Source organism: Methanobacterium aggregans (assembly GCF_017874455.1).
Taxonomy (GTDB): Archaea; Methanobacteriota; Methanobacteria; order Methanobacteriales; family Methanobacteriaceae; genus Methanobacterium_C; species Methanobacterium_C aggregans.
Genome location: NZ_JAGGLN010000001.1, coordinates 128783 through 142647, shown reverse-complemented (window position 1 = coordinate 142647; position 13865 = coordinate 128783). Strand labels below are relative to the sequence as shown.

Here is a 13865-nt window from a genome sequence, read left to right as displayed (position 1 = left end):
TTTTTACGTCCCTTTTAGTTTATATACGATTTTAAATCCGTATTTGATTGTATGATTAATTTTAAAGTTTGATACGGGTCCCAATTCCCCTTTCACCCATGAGTGCCCTTTTTATAAGGTTGGGTGATCCTGCATTAAGAATTTCAGATTCAACACCAATTTCAGCAAGCTGCAGAAGTTCTGTGAGTTTTCCACCCATCCCCCCTGTAACATCTACTGTTTGTGTACCCTCTGTTGATTCCAGATCCTCGTGTGAGGTTACAATTTTAACGGGTTCTTCATTTGAATACTTCTTGGGATCCTTTCTGTAAATTCCGTTAACATCAGAGCCCAGGATAACTCTATCTGGTTTTAAATTTTTTCCAAGATAGTTTATTATTTGGTCTCCTGATAGTACCGCCATTTTAATGGCTTCATCATCATCCAGGACCACGTCTCCGTAGAGTACAGGTACGAATCCGGAATCAAGATATTTTTTGATTAAATCTAAATCAGCGTGACATATTCTCTTATTTTTTGTTCTTACAAATGATGATGGCTGCACCGATACTGCGGGAATTCCATATTGCCGCAGGTGTTGGCACACTGCACTGTTCAGGTTTTTCACAGCTTCCTGGGTTATGCAGAATCCTTTTCTCTTCCTCTGAAATTCTTCTTCATCAGGAATACTGCTGCCTATATCATACTTTTTGGCATAGGGGTGTCCGAAGGAACCTGCACCGTGCACAACAATCAGTTCACCGTACTTTGCATTTTTTGATGATTCTGATATTTCCTTTGCAATTCTGTTAAGATTTTCATTGTCCAGAGCAGGCGTCGCCGAATCCTTTCTGGTTATAACACTTCCACCAAGTTTTAAGATTATCAACTAATCAACAACCTCATTTTATGTTTTAATTGAATTTTCTGGTTTAGTCTAATGGTTAAATTCTGTTTGTAACAATTCAAAGATCGTTACATATGATATGACATGTTAAATTCCGTTAAATATCCTGTTAAACCCTCAGAATCTGTCTCTGAAACCGTTATCAGAGTGTCCCTTAAAAATTCATCCTAAATATTGTTACAGTGAATTTTAATGGATTATGTGGATTTTCAGGTTTTAGAATATGTGATTCATTCCAATCATCGAGTTTTTTTTGTACAGGATGTGTGGAATATCTTTCAATTGTCCATGAAGTTCCTATTTCTTCTGAAATTTTCATTAAATTTCAGGAAAGCTTTTAAGAGAAGTTTTTTGATAAAAACTTCATGAAATTTATGATATTCCATGTGTTTATTGAGTTGATCTTGGTATGAATTACTGTTTCTTGTTCCAAGGATTTACTGTAATTTAATATGGATCTTCAGTGAATCATAGCCAATCATCTTAAAGCCAATTAATGGATTTATTGTTAGATGGCCTTTTTGATGTCCCAAATCTTTATGAACAATTGATCTATTGTTAAATGACTTTTGGTGGCTGATTCTATTTTGAATTGAATTTTTTATGGGTTTTTTTAATCCATCCGTTAGTTGCATCAGTGCCCTTGAATGGATTGTGGATCATGATTCAGCTGTACCATTGAATTTTTTTTAAATCTTCAAAGCACAGGTAACCTTGGATCAGTTTTCATATTACAACGTACCTGAATCTTCAGAGTGAATTTTAACTCCTTCTCCAGATATTTTTGCATTGAAGGCTTTTTCAAAGGTGTTAATCTCTTTAATCACTTCTTCAGTTTTTCCTGGGCAGTAGGCTATTATACTACCTCCACCGCCAGCCCCTGTTATCTTTGAACCTATGGCTCCTGCTTTTCTTGCAGCGTAGACCATTCTCGATAGTTCGTCTGTGTTCACTCCCATGGCATCCAGAAGCCCGTGGTTGATGTTCATAAGTTCACCAACCCTTTTTTCATCCTTTTGAAGAATGGCTTCCTTTGCATTATTTGTAAGAGATTCAACAGAATCCAGTATAAGATTCAAAGCATCAGGATAGTTTTCTCTTCTTTTTCGAACAGATTCAACCAGTTCTCCAGTGTTACCCCTTTTGGAGGTGTATCCAACAACCAGTGGCAGTTCCATATCCACTTCAAGTGGTGTGAGTGCATCTGCATTCTTAGATAGGTATATTATACCGCCGTAGGTACTCAAGGTTGTGTCTATAGGACTTGCTGCCCCCTGAACTTCAAGTTCGACTTCATGGGCTGTTCTGGCTGTTTCTTCCAGTGAAAGGTTTTTACCGTTGAACTTTGAAACTGCTGCAATGGTTGCAACTGTTATGGCTGCTGATGAACCTAAACCGGCACCTATTGGTACGTTGAGGTCCACATGAATATGCATTCCACATTCTGCATGGATCTTTTCAATGGATTTTAACATGTAGATTAAAATGCCTTTTGTTGTTTTTTCTCCAGTTTCAAGTTTTACTTCATTTTCTTCAAGGTTTAAATATCCGGACACCTCAAGATCCGGTACTTCTACATATATTTTTTCGTCTTCGCGGTTTTGAACAGTTACGTATGCTCTTCTGTCAACTGCAACTGCGATGGCAGGTTTTCCGTAGACTACGGCGTGTTCACCAAAGAGAATGATCTTTCCTGGTGCCGACGCTGTAACCTGCATGGAATCTACCTTATGATCGTGAATTCAAGTGATTGTTTAATGGAACAAAGTCAAAAATTACTTGTTCTGTGAGTTTTAATTGGTTAATTTGTGATTGATTGTGAAAATTTTGAGTTTTTATGCCTCAAAATCTTGATGAAACAAGTGCATCCAAAATATACTTTGGAGCACCGCTATTAATATTATTTTTCATATGGATACTATAATTGAAGTCCAATATGAAGTTTGATTATTTTAATTTTTAATGAATTTTATTAATTTTAAATAATTTAAATTATTTTTAGGGAAACTATTCTAATTTTAGTTTTTAGGACTACTTCAATGAATTTATTAAATGAATTTAAATTGATTATTTAATACCTCGAATTTTAGGAGTATTGAAACTGTTAGTTTTAGGTGGAACTCCCAGTTTCTTTGAATTAACCACTCCCCTATTAACTGGGTTAATCTACTATAGATCTTAATCTAGGTTAAGTTTTATCCCGAGAATTTTTTTTCCCTACAAAGGAGTTTCAACAAATCTTTTCAGTCTTGGAAAAAAAATGTTTCTTATCATAGAAAAATGGCTGATGCGTATCCCACAACTGAACTGTGGTCTCCTGTTGTATCTCCACTGGTTGCATAAGCTTTTACTTCACATTCCCCGGCACCCATTGCCTTTGAAGCCGTCATAGCTGCTGTAACTGGCCCGTATCCACACATGGTTATGTTCAGCTCAGCCACGCGTGTCATTAAAAGGTTTTCATCCATGGCTTCCATGGCATCCAGCACCTGCATGTCTCCCCTGCGGGCTATATCCTGGGGCTGGTAATGTGTCATGTCACTGCTTGCCACAACGAGAACATCCCTACCTAATTCCTTTGCAGTTTCATGGATGGAACTTCCTATTTCCATGGCTGTCTGGATGTCCTGCATCCACATGCACACTGGAACGAATCTGAAACTTTCTGTGGAGTATTCCTTTTCAAGGTACTGTAGAAATGGTAGTTGTACCTCTGCACTGTGCTCCTGGATGTGGGCTGATGGGTCTGAATCCATGATTGGTGTGTTGGCAACGAGTTTGTCTGCAAATTCATTATCTATGTCAATCATTCCAAGGGGTGTTTCCCATGTTCCATCTGTCATTGCTGATACTCCTGATCCCATTCCTGTGTGGTTGGGGCAGAGTATCACGAAGGTTTCTGGAAATCCATCTTCTGCTATACTGTAGTATGAGTGTGCAACCACAGGTCCTGAGTAGGGGTAACCTGCATGTGGAACCACAGCACCCTTAATATTTCGTTCATTCCCTATTTTATCTGGAAGTTTTCCTGGTCCAAGCTGGTGTTTGAAGCACCATTCGATCTGTTTTCTCAGAGCCTTTGGATCCATTTCATAGAAGAGTCCTGCAACTGCAGGTTTTCTTATCATAAAAAAACCACCTTCCACTTTTTTTTATGTTAATGAAGATCGGAATTTAATAAAAATGGGAAAATTCTATGATAATGGGAATTATGAATGAAATGAGTATTCATAAGCCACGGATCATTGAATTGAACATGATCCCTTGGCTTTTATATAAAAAATTACTTTGAATTCAGCATGGAAAAGCTGAATCTGAACCTATTGGTTCAAATTCAGTTTCTTATGCCTTATATTTTAAGTTCAAACTCTGCTGGTGGAATGTCCAGATCTGCGTCTTCTGGGATGGTTCCGTTTCCACGAAGTACCTGTCTTGCAAGGAGCCAGTAAACGAGTGCTATTGCTTTTCTTCCCTTGTTGTTCACAGGAACAACTATGTCCACGTTTCCAAGGAGGTTTTCTGTGTCACAGAGTGCAACTACAGGTATTCCAACTTGTCTTGCTTCAATGATTGCCTGGGAATCAGATCTTGGGTCTGTTACAACCAGTACCTTTGGTTCTATGAATTTTGCGTAGTTAGGGTTTGTTAGTGTTCCTGGTATGAACCTTCCAGGTATGGTTTTTGCACCTGTCATTTCTCCGAATTTTTTAACTGGTGCCTGACCGTACTGTCTGGTTGATACAACGAGTATATCATCGGGGTCGTATTTTGATAGGAATTTACCAACGGACATTATCCTGTCGTTTGTCTTTCTTACATCCAGTACGTAAAGACCGTCTGCCCTTACCCTGTAAATGTAGCGTTCCATATCCTTTGTTTTCTGCTGTGTACCTATGTGTAAACCTGCTGCTAAGTATTTGTCCAGTGGAATTAATAGTTCTGACAAATTATCACCTCATTAATATTAAGTTTTGAATCAATTATCTTAAAGTATTGAATTACTTTTTTTTAATTATTTAAATTATTCCTCTACGTTAACTGCTTCGTTTGGGCAGACATCCATGCATACTTCACATAAGCTGCATTCTTCCTTGTTCTGGATTACTACTTTCTCACCATCTAGTATGAGAACTTCCATTGGGCAGACATCCACACATTCTGCACAGTCTGCACCATCACATTTATCGTAGTCTATTGTTATTTTAACCATTTTTAATCTCCTCGCACTGATCTTCAGGTTGTACCAGTATCAGTTCTCCTTCTTAATTTATAATGTGAAAGAGGAAAACTTAATCCTCTTTTCCCCATTTAATTTGGATTTAGTTTTATCTACCTGTATTTAGCTATGTCTGCCATTTCAGGGTCTGTCATTTCCTCAGATATTCTGATGAGTTCGTTGAGCTTGGCTATACGCTCTCCGCCCACTGCTCCTGTTTTTATGATTGGAGCTGAGAATGCAACTGCCAGGTGTGCTATTGTTTCATCGGTTGTTTCACCTGAACGGTGGGATACAACTGGAACGTACTTGTTGTTTCTTGCAAGTTCAATTGTGTTGTAGGTGTCTGTGAGTGTTCCGATCTGGTTTGGCTTAATTATAATAGCGTTTCCAGCACCCTTTTCAATTCCCTCAGCGAGTATTTCCTGGTTGGTCACAAATATATCATCACCACAGATTATGGCTTTTTTACCTGCTTTTTTGGTGAGCTGTGCAAATCCCTCAAAGTCTCCCTCCCTTATTGGGTCTTCAACAAAGAAGAAACCATATTTGTCAATGATTTCAGATACGTAGTCCACCTGTTCGCCTGTGCTTCTTCTTGTACCTTCCCTATCGTAGACGTACTCTTCAGTGGCTGGGTCCCAGAGTTCGCTTGCTGCCATGTCCAGTGATGGTTTTACAAGCACTCCTGTTTCCTCTGAAACTGATTCACATGCTGCAAACTGTATTTCAAGGGCTTCTTCATTGGTTAGGTTTGGTGCCCATCCACCTTCATCTCCCTTTCCACCTGTGAAGGATTTGTCCTTGGCCTGTATGAGTTCACGGATCTTCTTGTGCACCTGTACGTTAGTGAACACTGCTTCTGTGATTGTCTTTGCACCGACTGGTATTACAAGGAATTCCTGTATGTCAGGTGCGTTTGTTCCTGCGTGTGCTCCTCCGTTTATCATGTTTCCCAGTGGGTATGGGATCTCATTGGGCATGTTGCCGCCGAGGAACCTGTAAAGGGGCATGCTGTATGAGGATGCTGCTGCCTTGGCCACTGCCATTGAAACTGCAACTGTTGTGTTTCCTCCTATTGCTGCCAGGTTCTCTGTTCCATCAATTTCCTTTAAAACAAGGTCTATTTCTTTTAAATCTTCTGCATCCATTCCAATAAGTTCAGAGGAGATCACATCTTCAACTTCACTTACTATCCTGTCAACTCCACCTTCAGGGAATGCTACTACCTCTCTGGCTCCAGTGCTTGCACCGCTTGGTGCTGCAGCTCTTCCGAAACCGTTCCAGGTTACAACATCCACTTCCACTGTGGGGTTGCCTCTGCTGTCTAAAATTTTTCTAACACGGATGTCTTCAATAATACTATCCACAAAAACACCTCTTTTAAAAAATAGTGGTTTTTTTTAGGTTGTTTGGATTTTTATTTGAGTTATACAATTTATTTATTCAATTTTATAGTCTTTGATATTTAGCATAGATATAAAAGGGCTGTGACTGTAGTTTTAGTCATATAATCCCATTTTATAACACCTACAGTTTTAGACTACTTTTTTTGTGCAGGATTTAACCTCTGTTGATATCAATGGGTATTTTATTCTTTTTAAGTTCCATGGTTGCAATGTCTATTGGATCAATTGAATCTGACACTTTTACCATGGGTTTTGCTCCCATTGATAATTGTAAAGCTCTTGCACCTATTAATCTTGCCCTTTCAAACCTTGTGAGTTTTTTTGCTGGCATTAATATCTATCTCCTAAAGCCAAATCCTCTAAAAAAAGGTTTTGGCATGAATCTTTTTATAAAACCTTTTTATGGGTTTAACAAAAAATTATTTTATGAGTTTTTTTATGATTGATCTTGATAAATGAATATTTATTTTTGCTTGAAAAATGTTGTGATATGAATTTAGATGGGGCCGCCGAGATTTGAACTCGGGTCTCCAGCATTTCGGTGTTTTGACCACATCCCCGTTCCAGTTGAAGAAAAATCTAGAAATATTTATGCTTTTTTAGCTTTAAAAATTTCCTTTAAATTCTATGGAATTTTGAATCTTTCTTTCAATAGCTGGGAGGATGGACCAAGCTACCCTACGGCCCCAGGTATAAATTTTGTTACCACACCTCTACATGAGCTATTAACATTCTTCTGCAACAGTACTTGGTGATTCCAAGATCGTCAAGAACTTTTTTTGGGTCTTCCCCATCTGCAGTGCGTTTCTGATACTCATCGAAGTATGCAGAAACAACTTTTCCGCAGCTTAAACATCTTACAGGGATCATTATGAATCAGCTTACCTGTAACTTTTCTGGTTTCTTGCTCTTGCTCCAGGTCCACCGTATTTTTTAGGTTCTGAACGGCGTGGATCTCCAACGAGCATGGTTCTGTCGTATTGTGTGAATTTTTCTTTGAGTTCCATGTCACCTGTCCACTGTACAAGGCCTTTGGCTATGACCATTCTGGCAGCTTCTGCCTGGCCCATTACGCCTCCGCCTATGACTTTGACGTCTATGTCTACTTTGTCTACAAGTTCACCTGCTAATATGATGGGTTCCTGTATTTTGAGTCTTGCAAGTTCTGGGTCGTAGAGTTCTGCAGGTTTTTTGTTTATTCTGATCCTGCCTTTTCCTTCTTTTACCTTTCCCCTTGCAATGGAAGTTTTCCTTTTTCCACTTGTGTGAATTACCTTCTTCATGTTATGCAACCTCTTTCATTAAGAATTTAAAATTTTGATCCGAGTAACTGTGAAACTTTTCCAAGTTCAACACTTTTGGTTATGTGTTTTGGCTGGGCTTCAGGTACAGGATATGTTTCTTCTCCTTCAAATTCCTTTGGAATTCCAACGTAAACTCTGAGTCCCTTGAAAGCTTCTCTTCCAGTTGTTTTCCTGTATGGGATCATTCCCCTGACAGTTCTTCTGAATATGTCATCAGGCCTTCTTGGGTATTTAGGTCCCATATCCCTTGGGTTTGAGATGCTGGCCCTGTCTACTCGCTGTTTGTATCTTGTGTATGCCCATTCCTTTGAACCGGATATTATAATTTTTTCGGCGTTTAAAACTGTTACGGATTCACCTGCAAGAAGCTTCTGGCTCACTGAGCTTGCAAGTCTTCCAAGTACGAGTCCTTCTCCATCTATGATCATATGATACACCTTTAATCTTATTTTTAATTTTGTATGTTTTTTGGAATATGTGGGATGAATTCTAAAATATCTTAGAATTACTCCATTATTTTTATTCCATTTCCCTTAGGGTTTTTCTCAACAACATCGAGGATGTCCATGCATTCTCCGCCTGCTGTTACTATTTTTTCAGCTGCACCCTGTGAAAAGTTTAAAGCTGCAACCTGTACTTTGTGGTCAAGTTTTCCGCTTCCCAGTACTTTTCCAGCCACGATGATTACCTCATCAGGGTTGGTGTTCCTGTTTATGTCAGATATATTAACCTCTGCCTGTCTTCTTGTTGGTCTTTCGAGTCTTTTTGCAACATCTTTCCAGATTGCCACTTGTTCAGTGTATGATTTCTCTTTAAGACTTGCCACAAGAGCGGTTAAGTTTGGGTTTGTCTTTGTAAGTTTTACCATTCTTAAATTCCTCCCTGTTCAAGAGTTTATTTTAATATTTTTAGTAGTATCTGAAGTTATTATTCATATTAGGATTCACAGAAATCAACGATTTTATCAGCTTTTTCTGATAGGATATCGCATGCTTGAATTAGAATTTCTTCAGGGGATAATGATCCGTCTGTTTCAATTCTGAATATGAATTTATCTTCTTCACCTTCGACTGTGATTGCATCAGATTCACATGCGTTGACGCATGACTTGCACATTGAGCAGTTTTCTATGTCCAGGATTTTTACCTCGTTTTTCTTCTCATCGAATTCGAGTATTCCCCTTGGGCATGCATCTGCACATTTGGCGCATTCTTCACATTTTTCCTTGTCGATTGTTATCTTTGGATAGTACTTGTATGCACAGGATGTTGTTGGCTGCCATTTTGCATGTTCAAGTCCAATTCCCAGCTGTGCTATTGCCTCAAGTTCAACTTCTTCTCCTTCCTTGAGTTTAAGAATTGGGATTGTGTCAAACACTGGTTTTACCTGGGGGTCCTGTGATTTTAAGTCTTTGGAATAAACTGTTTTTGGGCCTTTTTCCTTTAAAAGTAAGGAAACACTGCAGCGTGGACAATGGTCTTCACAGTCACATTCTGATGGAGGTACCATTGACTCAAGATCTGTTGTGAGAGGTATTAATCCCATTCTATGTGCTAATGCTTCATCAAATATTTTTGCATCATTTCTAACAATTTCCACTGTTTCAATTGCTATTGTGGGAACTTCAACTGTGCAGATCCTTCTTATGGCATTTATGAAGGGTACGTTAACGCCTTCAATTACAAACACCATCTGGTTGTCTTCCTTCTTTCGTATAGTTATATCCATTTTAGACACTTCTTCTAGGCCAGTTTACACTCTTCTTCCCCTTTTACCTCCAGGTCTTCCTGTACCATCGTGGGGTATTGGGGTTACATCTTCTATTTTACCTATCCTGATACCTGCCCTTGCAAATGCTCGTATTGTGGCCTGTGCACCAGGTCCTGGGGTTCTTGGTCCGTTTCCACCAGGAGCTCTGACTTTTATGTGAAGTCCTATTATTCCTTTTTCCTTAACATCTTCTGCTGCACGTGTTGCAGCTTCCATTGCTGCAAATGGTGAGGATTCCTGCCTGTCTGCACGTACAACCTTACCACCGGACCACTGAGTTATGGTCTCTGCACCTGTGATATCAGTTACAGTTATTATGGTGTTGTTAAAGGATGAGTAAACGTTAGCTACGCCCCATTTCTCTTTTTCTGCCATTTTATCACCTTATAAATAATTAATTTTTAATTGTTTTATTCTGCTTTCTCTGCAGTTTTTTCCTGTTCTTTATGGTACTTTTCCATTGGTGATCCAGGGTAGAATCCTAGAAGTTCTTCTTGTCCTTTTTTGACCATGAAGCTTGGTGAACTAACTTTTTTACCGTTTAAAGCTATGTGGCCGTGGATTATGAAGAGTCTTGCCTGTTTTGCAGTGTTTGCAAGTCCTTTTTTGTGAACCATTGTCTGGAGTCTTCTTCGGAGGATATCTTCAACTGTGAGGTCAAGTATGGATTCGAGTTTTCCATCTTCGCCTAAGATTCCAGCGTTGATAAGGTGGGCTAGAAGCTGTTCCTTTTCAACTGCTGTCTGGTCTGTTTCCATACCTAAAAGATGTCTTGCATCCCTTCTGTACCTTTTAACAGTAGTTTCTGCTTTCCAAACTTCTTTTTTATTTTTAAGACCATACTTCTGAACTAGCTTATTTTCTGCTTTTATACGATCTGCATTCCAGGGGTGTGATGGTGTATCATACTTTTTTCGTGCTTTTCTTGGATGTCCCATATCATCGTCTCCTTTTTATTGAGTTTATCCTCTTCTTCTCCTACTAACTCCAACAGATTTTCCTTTCCTGAAGGTGGATTTGGTCCTCTGACCTCTTACTGGGAGTCCGACTTCGTGTCTTCTTCCTTTGTAACTTCTCACCTTTTTCATCCTGTTCAGATCTTCCCTTAAACGCATGTCAAGGTCGGATTCTATGAGGTGTTCTGTTTTACCGGTTTCGTAGTCGTTACGCCTGTTTAACATCCATTCTGGTATGTCGTATTTCTGTGGATTTTTCACAGCTTCTTCGATCCTTATAACCTCATCATCTGATAGGTATCCTATTTTCTGTTCTGCATCAAAACCTGCTGCGGTACATACTGCCATAGAGAGAGCCCTTCCAACACCCTTTATATCTGCAAGAGCGTTTTCAATTGTTTTGTTACCGTTAACGTCCCTTCTGGCAATACGGACCATGTGCTTAAAATCATCTTCCATAGTATTTACCTCCAACGAGAGTCTAATTCGTCTGGATTTATTCAATATCTTAATATTTCCTATTTTATTTTCATCCAAACTTAATTTTTAAAAAAACTTGAAATTTTATCTTTTTTCTAATTCTTTTAAAATATGGTTTTGTAAGTTTGGTGTAAATTTGTATAGAAGCGCCGGGACTGGGATTTGAACCCAGGCGGAGCAAAGCTCCACAAGATTTCCAGTCTTGCGCCTTACCAGGCTAGACTATCCCGGCATGAGAAAAAAACCGTCTTTAAACCTTCATTCCCACCATACGGCCATGTATGATGTGACTTCAAACATGAAATTTCATTTGATATGAATCATCTGAATTTCAGTTGCACCTTCAATCAAACACACCGAACATTGAAGTTTCCTACAATTTCAGTAGAAGGTATAATTTAACCTGCTTTTGTTTGATTCAAAGTATTTGGGTTTAAAGTTACATTAAACGTCTTAGTATAAAACGTTGTCTATTTATATTTTTATTGGCCTCGCCCCTAAATTTCTTAGAGGTTCTACGGTAGTTTTGAAAGTGAAATTAAAGAGTAGTTTTTACTTCCACATCTTTGGGTATGTTTCAGGTTCCATAAAAACCTTTTTTATATTTACCATTATACCCTTCTTTTCATTCAGGATCTCCCCTGATGTTTTGAGGGTTTCACCTGCTGCAACCAGTTCACCTTTAATTGTGAGGATTGCAACTGTGTTTCCCCGGTCAATATTCGGGGAAAGTTCCATTATTCCACCGGCTGCAAGATCTGCGCCGTGGCATATGGCATCAACTGTTGAATCCCTTACAATGATCTTTGGTAGATGATCCACTGCTCTTTCCATTGGAAGTATGCATTCCCTTAGTTGGGATTCATCCTCATCCTCTGTCCATGCATGGTATGCATCTGTTAGATCGTGAAGGGTTTTAAGGGTTTCGTCCTCATGGAAGGGTCCTGAAACTGTTCTTCGAAGTTCAGCCATGTGGGCTCCGCATCCAAGTGCCTCACCTATATCGTGACAGTACTTTCGGATGTAGGTTCCACCCTCACATTTCACTCGGAATAGAACATCCTGGTCTTCCATTTCAAGGATGTTAACGTTGTATATACGTCTGACCCTTAATTCTCGTTTAACTGCAGATTTTATTGGTGGCATCTGGAATATTTTTCCAGTGAATTCTGCAAAAATATCCTGCACCTTCTTCTCAGCTACAGAGTCGTGGAGCCTCATGAGGCACACGTATTCCTTGGGAGCTCCAAGGAGCATCTGTATAACCCTTGTAGCATGGTCAATGCCTATTGGCAGAACACCTGTAACCTTGGGGTCCAGGGTTCCTCCGTGGCCTGTTTTTTCCACGTGGAGTATCCTTTTAACCCATGAATCTATTTCATGGGATGTTGGGCCCATTGGTTTGTCAAGGTTTATAACACCCTTGCGGATGTGTTCTGTTATGGGTCTGGCTTCAGGTTGACATCCATATTCTGGATCTGTTTCACCCTCTGCTTTTATGAGAAAATCTACCATTAAAATGACCTGTTGGGACGTTGATTAATTATGCCCTATATTTAATAACTATTCTTTTTGTATTTAAACGTTGTCTTAAGGGTTCAATGTTTTTTTGAACATTCCATAAGAATTTATGATATTTAACGTCTGGAATAATTATTTTCAGATAATATTTAACATTATCTGTTAATTATTATCTGTATCTAAGACTAATTATCTGTCAACGTTGTTATATAACAAATTAAGCTGAAGCTGCTTCTAACTGTTTTTTTATCTCTTCAACATCATCAGATTTTATTTCAATTGTCTGATCTACTGGTTCGAGATGTTTGATGTTACATTTTCTGTTTTTTATTGATTTTCCTACAACTTCAACGAATTTTTCATCTATAATCTCGATTATAACACATTTTTCACCGGCTTCTCTTCCGGCTGTTTTAACACATATTCTTCCTACTTCTATTGCTGGCATGAAATCACCTCAGTTACTTTCAAAAGGATGTCTGCGATTGCCTCTGGCTGGAAACTGTTACTGTTTATAACTATGTCATAAACCTCCATGTCCCCAATGTCGATTCCGTGTATTTCACGGTACCTTTTGGCTTCACTTTCGCCTCTTGTACTTATCTCTTTTTTTACTTGTTCTTTCGGTTTGTTTTCCCTCTGACATATTCGTTCTGTTCGAACGAGTAGTGGTGCAACGAACCATATTTTAAGGTCAGCTTCCACGAAGTGTGCGGAGAGTCTTCCCTCAACTATCAAATCTTCACTTTCTTCTGCTATTTTAGCCTGTCTTCTATCGATTTCAAGGTCGATCTCATCGTTACCTTCAGCGAATTTACCGAATTCCAGGAGATCCATGCCTTTCTCTGCAGCCATCTGACGAAAGATGTCACCTGCAGAAATATACCGAACTCCCAGTTTTTCGGACAGGATCTTGGATGCGGTTGTTGTACCGCTGCCTGCAAGTCCACCGATGGTTATGATCATTACAACCTGGCCTCTTTTTTGAAAACTTTACGGGCACACTCTGTGCAGAGGTATCCGCCGTAAGGCCTGTTAGGTCTTTTCTTAGATTTGGATAGTTTTCTTATCTGGTACGGTCTTCCCCTTGGGACCGCGTGAAGTTCTTTACCGCACTCTGCACATATATGCTTTGACGGTTTTTTCTTCTTGTAGTGGAGTACTGTTTTTCCTCCAGGGGTTTTTTTGAATGTTCTTTTATATGATCTAGATCTGTATCTTAATTCTGGCATAATACACATCTCCTATTTTTTTATATGAATCTATAAATGTTATGGTGATGAATGAATTCTATTCCTGAAATTCCACATCACAGTTGTTGTA

The 13865-nt window shown here is 39.0% G+C and carries 20 protein-coding genes and 2 tRNA genes; all 22 read right to left on the bottom strand.

Annotated elements, in window-relative coordinates; all coding sequences use genetic code 11:
* Window positions 1-61: 61 nt before the first annotated feature.
* Window positions 62-868 carry an isopentenyl phosphate kinase gene (locus J2756_RS00790; protein WP_209581231.1) on the bottom strand — a complete coding sequence of 269 codons (807 nt, stop codon included), beginning with the start codon at window positions 866-868 and terminating at the stop codon, window positions 62-64.
* A 172-nt stretch (window positions 869-1040) separates the two neighbouring features.
* Window positions 1041-1205, bottom strand: coding sequence for a hypothetical protein (locus tag J2756_RS00785; protein WP_209581228.1), 165 nt, complete (start codon window positions 1203-1205; stop codon window positions 1041-1043).
* 412 nt (window positions 1206-1617) lie between these two features.
* Entirely contained in the window at window positions 1618-2604 is a 987-nt protein-coding gene (gene mvk / locus J2756_RS00780) for a mevalonate kinase (RefSeq protein ID WP_209581215.1), read from the bottom strand.
* 552 nt (window positions 2605-3156) lie between these two features.
* Entirely contained in the window at window positions 3157-4014 is an 858-nt protein-coding gene (amrB, locus tag J2756_RS00775) for an AmmeMemoRadiSam system protein B (RefSeq protein WP_209581212.1), read from the bottom strand.
* Between the two features lie 221 nt (window positions 4015-4235).
* Window positions 4236-4832 carry a 30S ribosomal protein S2 gene (gene rpsB, locus J2756_RS00770; protein ID WP_209581210.1) on the bottom strand — a complete coding sequence of 199 codons (597 nt, stop codon included), beginning with the start codon at window positions 4830-4832 and terminating at the stop codon, window positions 4236-4238.
* Between the two features lie 75 nt (window positions 4833-4907).
* A complete protein-coding gene (locus J2756_RS00765) occupies window positions 4908-5096 on the bottom strand; it encodes a 4Fe-4S dicluster domain-containing protein (protein WP_209581207.1) in 189 nt (62 codons plus the stop codon).
* A gap of 119 nt (window positions 5097-5215) precedes the next feature.
* Complete coding sequence (eno, locus tag J2756_RS00760) at window positions 5216-6472, bottom strand: phosphopyruvate hydratase (RefSeq protein ID WP_209581205.1); 1257 nt, start codon at window positions 6470-6472, stop codon at window positions 5216-5218.
* Window positions 6473-6665: 193 nt separating this feature from the next.
* A complete protein-coding gene (locus tag J2756_RS00755) occupies window positions 6666-6842 on the bottom strand; it encodes a DNA-directed RNA polymerase subunit K (RefSeq protein WP_209581203.1) in 177 nt (58 codons plus the stop codon).
* A 170-nt stretch (window positions 6843-7012) separates the two neighbouring features.
* Window positions 7013-7199 (bottom strand) — tRNA-Gln (locus J2756_RS00750).
* Window positions 7200-7213: 14 nt separating this feature from the next.
* Window positions 7214-7381 carry a DNA-directed RNA polymerase subunit N gene (locus J2756_RS00745; protein ID WP_209581200.1) on the bottom strand — a complete coding sequence of 56 codons (168 nt, stop codon included), beginning with the start codon at window positions 7379-7381 and terminating at the stop codon, window positions 7214-7216.
* Window positions 7382-7392: 11 nt separating this feature from the next.
* Complete coding sequence (locus J2756_RS00740; protein ID WP_209581197.1) at window positions 7393-7794, bottom strand: 30S ribosomal protein S9; 402 nt, start codon at window positions 7792-7794, stop codon at window positions 7393-7395.
* Window positions 7795-7820: 26 nt separating this feature from the next.
* The gene (locus tag J2756_RS00735) at window positions 7821-8243 is read right to left on the bottom strand and encodes a 50S ribosomal protein L13 (protein WP_209581194.1); all 423 of its coding nucleotides are present in this window, start codon (window positions 8241-8243) and stop codon (window positions 7821-7823) included.
* A 77-nt stretch (window positions 8244-8320) separates the two neighbouring features.
* Complete coding sequence (locus J2756_RS00730) at window positions 8321-8683, bottom strand: 50S ribosomal protein L18e (protein WP_209581192.1); 363 nt, start codon at window positions 8681-8683, stop codon at window positions 8321-8323.
* 68 nt (window positions 8684-8751) lie between these two features.
* Window positions 8752-9543, bottom strand: coding sequence for a DNA-directed RNA polymerase subunit D (locus tag J2756_RS00725; protein WP_209581189.1), 792 nt, complete (start codon window positions 9541-9543; stop codon window positions 8752-8754).
* Between the two features lie 24 nt (window positions 9544-9567).
* On the bottom strand, window positions 9568-9960 hold the full coding sequence (locus J2756_RS00720) for a 30S ribosomal protein S11 (RefSeq protein WP_013825953.1): 393 nt from the start codon (window positions 9958-9960) through the stop codon (window positions 9568-9570).
* Between the two features lie 35 nt (window positions 9961-9995).
* Window positions 9996-10523 carry a 30S ribosomal protein S4 gene (locus tag J2756_RS00715; protein ID WP_209581186.1) on the bottom strand — a complete coding sequence of 176 codons (528 nt, stop codon included), beginning with the start codon at window positions 10521-10523 and terminating at the stop codon, window positions 9996-9998.
* A gap of 24 nt (window positions 10524-10547) precedes the next feature.
* Window positions 10548-11000 carry a 30S ribosomal protein S13 gene (locus tag J2756_RS00710; RefSeq protein WP_209581182.1) on the bottom strand — a complete coding sequence of 151 codons (453 nt, stop codon included), beginning with the start codon at window positions 10998-11000 and terminating at the stop codon, window positions 10548-10550.
* Between the two features lie 168 nt (window positions 11001-11168).
* Window positions 11169-11253, bottom strand: a tRNA-Ser gene (locus tag J2756_RS00705).
* A 320-nt stretch (window positions 11254-11573) separates the two neighbouring features.
* Complete coding sequence (locus tag J2756_RS00700; RefSeq protein WP_209581179.1) at window positions 11574-12536, bottom strand: RNA-guided pseudouridylation complex pseudouridine synthase subunit Cbf5; 963 nt, start codon at window positions 12534-12536, stop codon at window positions 11574-11576.
* A gap of 223 nt (window positions 12537-12759) precedes the next feature.
* On the bottom strand, window positions 12760-12990 hold the full coding sequence (locus J2756_RS00695; RefSeq protein ID WP_209581176.1) for a 50S ribosomal protein L14e: 231 nt from the start codon (window positions 12988-12990) through the stop codon (window positions 12760-12762).
* On the bottom strand, window positions 12978-13508 hold the full coding sequence (cmk, locus tag J2756_RS00690; RefSeq protein ID WP_209581173.1) for a (d)CMP kinase: 531 nt from the start codon (window positions 13506-13508) through the stop codon (window positions 12978-12980). Before cmk ends, J2756_RS00695 begins: the two co-directional genes overlap by 13 nt.
* Window positions 13508-13774, bottom strand: coding sequence for a 50S ribosomal protein L34e (locus J2756_RS00685; protein ID WP_209581169.1), 267 nt, complete (start codon window positions 13772-13774; stop codon window positions 13508-13510). Before J2756_RS00685 ends, cmk begins: the two co-directional genes overlap by 1 nt.
* Between the last annotated feature and the right edge of the window lie 91 nt (window positions 13775-13865).

What these genes read in the sequence shown, in the direction of transcription:
- J2756_RS00745 (WP_209581200.1), bottom strand. Translation starts at nt 7,381, where the DNA reads ATGATCCCTGTAAGATGTTTAAGCTGCGGAAAAGTTGTTTCTGCATAC.
- cmk (WP_209581173.1), bottom strand. Translation starts at nt 13,508, where the DNA reads ATGATCATAACCATCGGTGGACTTGCAGGCAGCGGTACAACAACCGCA.
- J2756_RS00765 (WP_209581207.1), bottom strand. Translation starts at nt 5,096, where the DNA reads ATGGTTAAAATAACAATAGACTACGATAAATGTGATGGTGCAGACTGT.
- J2756_RS00695 (WP_209581176.1), bottom strand. Translation starts at nt 12,990, where the DNA reads ATGCCAGCAATAGAAGTAGGAAGAATATGTGTTAAAACAGCCGGAAGA.
- J2756_RS00700 (WP_209581179.1), bottom strand. Translation starts at nt 12,536, where the DNA reads ATGGTAGATTTTCTCATAAAAGCAGAGGGTGAAACAGATCCAGAATAT.
- J2756_RS00755 (WP_209581203.1), bottom strand. Translation starts at nt 6,842, where the DNA reads ATGCCAGCAAAAAAACTCACAAGGTTTGAAAGGGCAAGATTAATAGGT.
- J2756_RS00715 (WP_209581186.1), bottom strand. Translation starts at nt 10,523, where the DNA reads ATGGGACATCCAAGAAAAGCACGAAAAAAGTATGATACACCATCACAC.
- J2756_RS00730 (WP_209581192.1), bottom strand. Translation starts at nt 8,683, where the DNA reads ATGGTAAAACTTACAAAGACAAACCCAAACTTAACCGCTCTTGTGGCA.
- J2756_RS00710 (WP_209581182.1), bottom strand. Translation starts at nt 11,000, where the DNA reads ATGGAAGATGATTTTAAGCACATGGTCCGTATTGCCAGAAGGGACGTT.
- J2756_RS00785 (WP_209581228.1), bottom strand. Translation starts at nt 1,205, where the DNA reads ATGAAAATTTCAGAAGAAATAGGAACTTCATGGACAATTGAAAGATAT.
- J2756_RS00725 (WP_209581189.1), bottom strand. Translation starts at nt 9,543, where the DNA reads ATGGATATAACTATACGAAAGAAGGAAGACAACCAGATGGTGTTTGTA.
- mvk (WP_209581215.1), bottom strand. Translation starts at nt 2,604, where the DNA reads ATGCAGGTTACAGCGTCGGCACCAGGAAAGATCATTCTCTTTGGTGAA.
- J2756_RS00735 (WP_209581194.1), bottom strand. Translation starts at nt 8,243, where the DNA reads ATGATCATAGATGGAGAAGGACTCGTACTTGGAAGACTTGCAAGCTCA.
- amrB (WP_209581212.1), bottom strand. Translation starts at nt 4,014, where the DNA reads ATGATAAGAAAACCTGCAGTTGCAGGACTCTTCTATGAAATGGATCCA.
- J2756_RS00740 (WP_209581197.1), bottom strand. Translation starts at nt 7,794, where the DNA reads ATGAAGAAGGTAATTCACACAAGTGGAAAAAGGAAAACTTCCATTGCA.
- J2756_RS00685 (WP_209581169.1), bottom strand. Translation starts at nt 13,774, where the DNA reads ATGCCAGAATTAAGATACAGATCTAGATCATATAAAAGAACATTCAAA.
- J2756_RS00720 (WP_013825953.1), bottom strand. Translation starts at nt 9,960, where the DNA reads ATGGCAGAAAAAGAGAAATGGGGCGTAGCTAACGTTTACTCATCCTTT.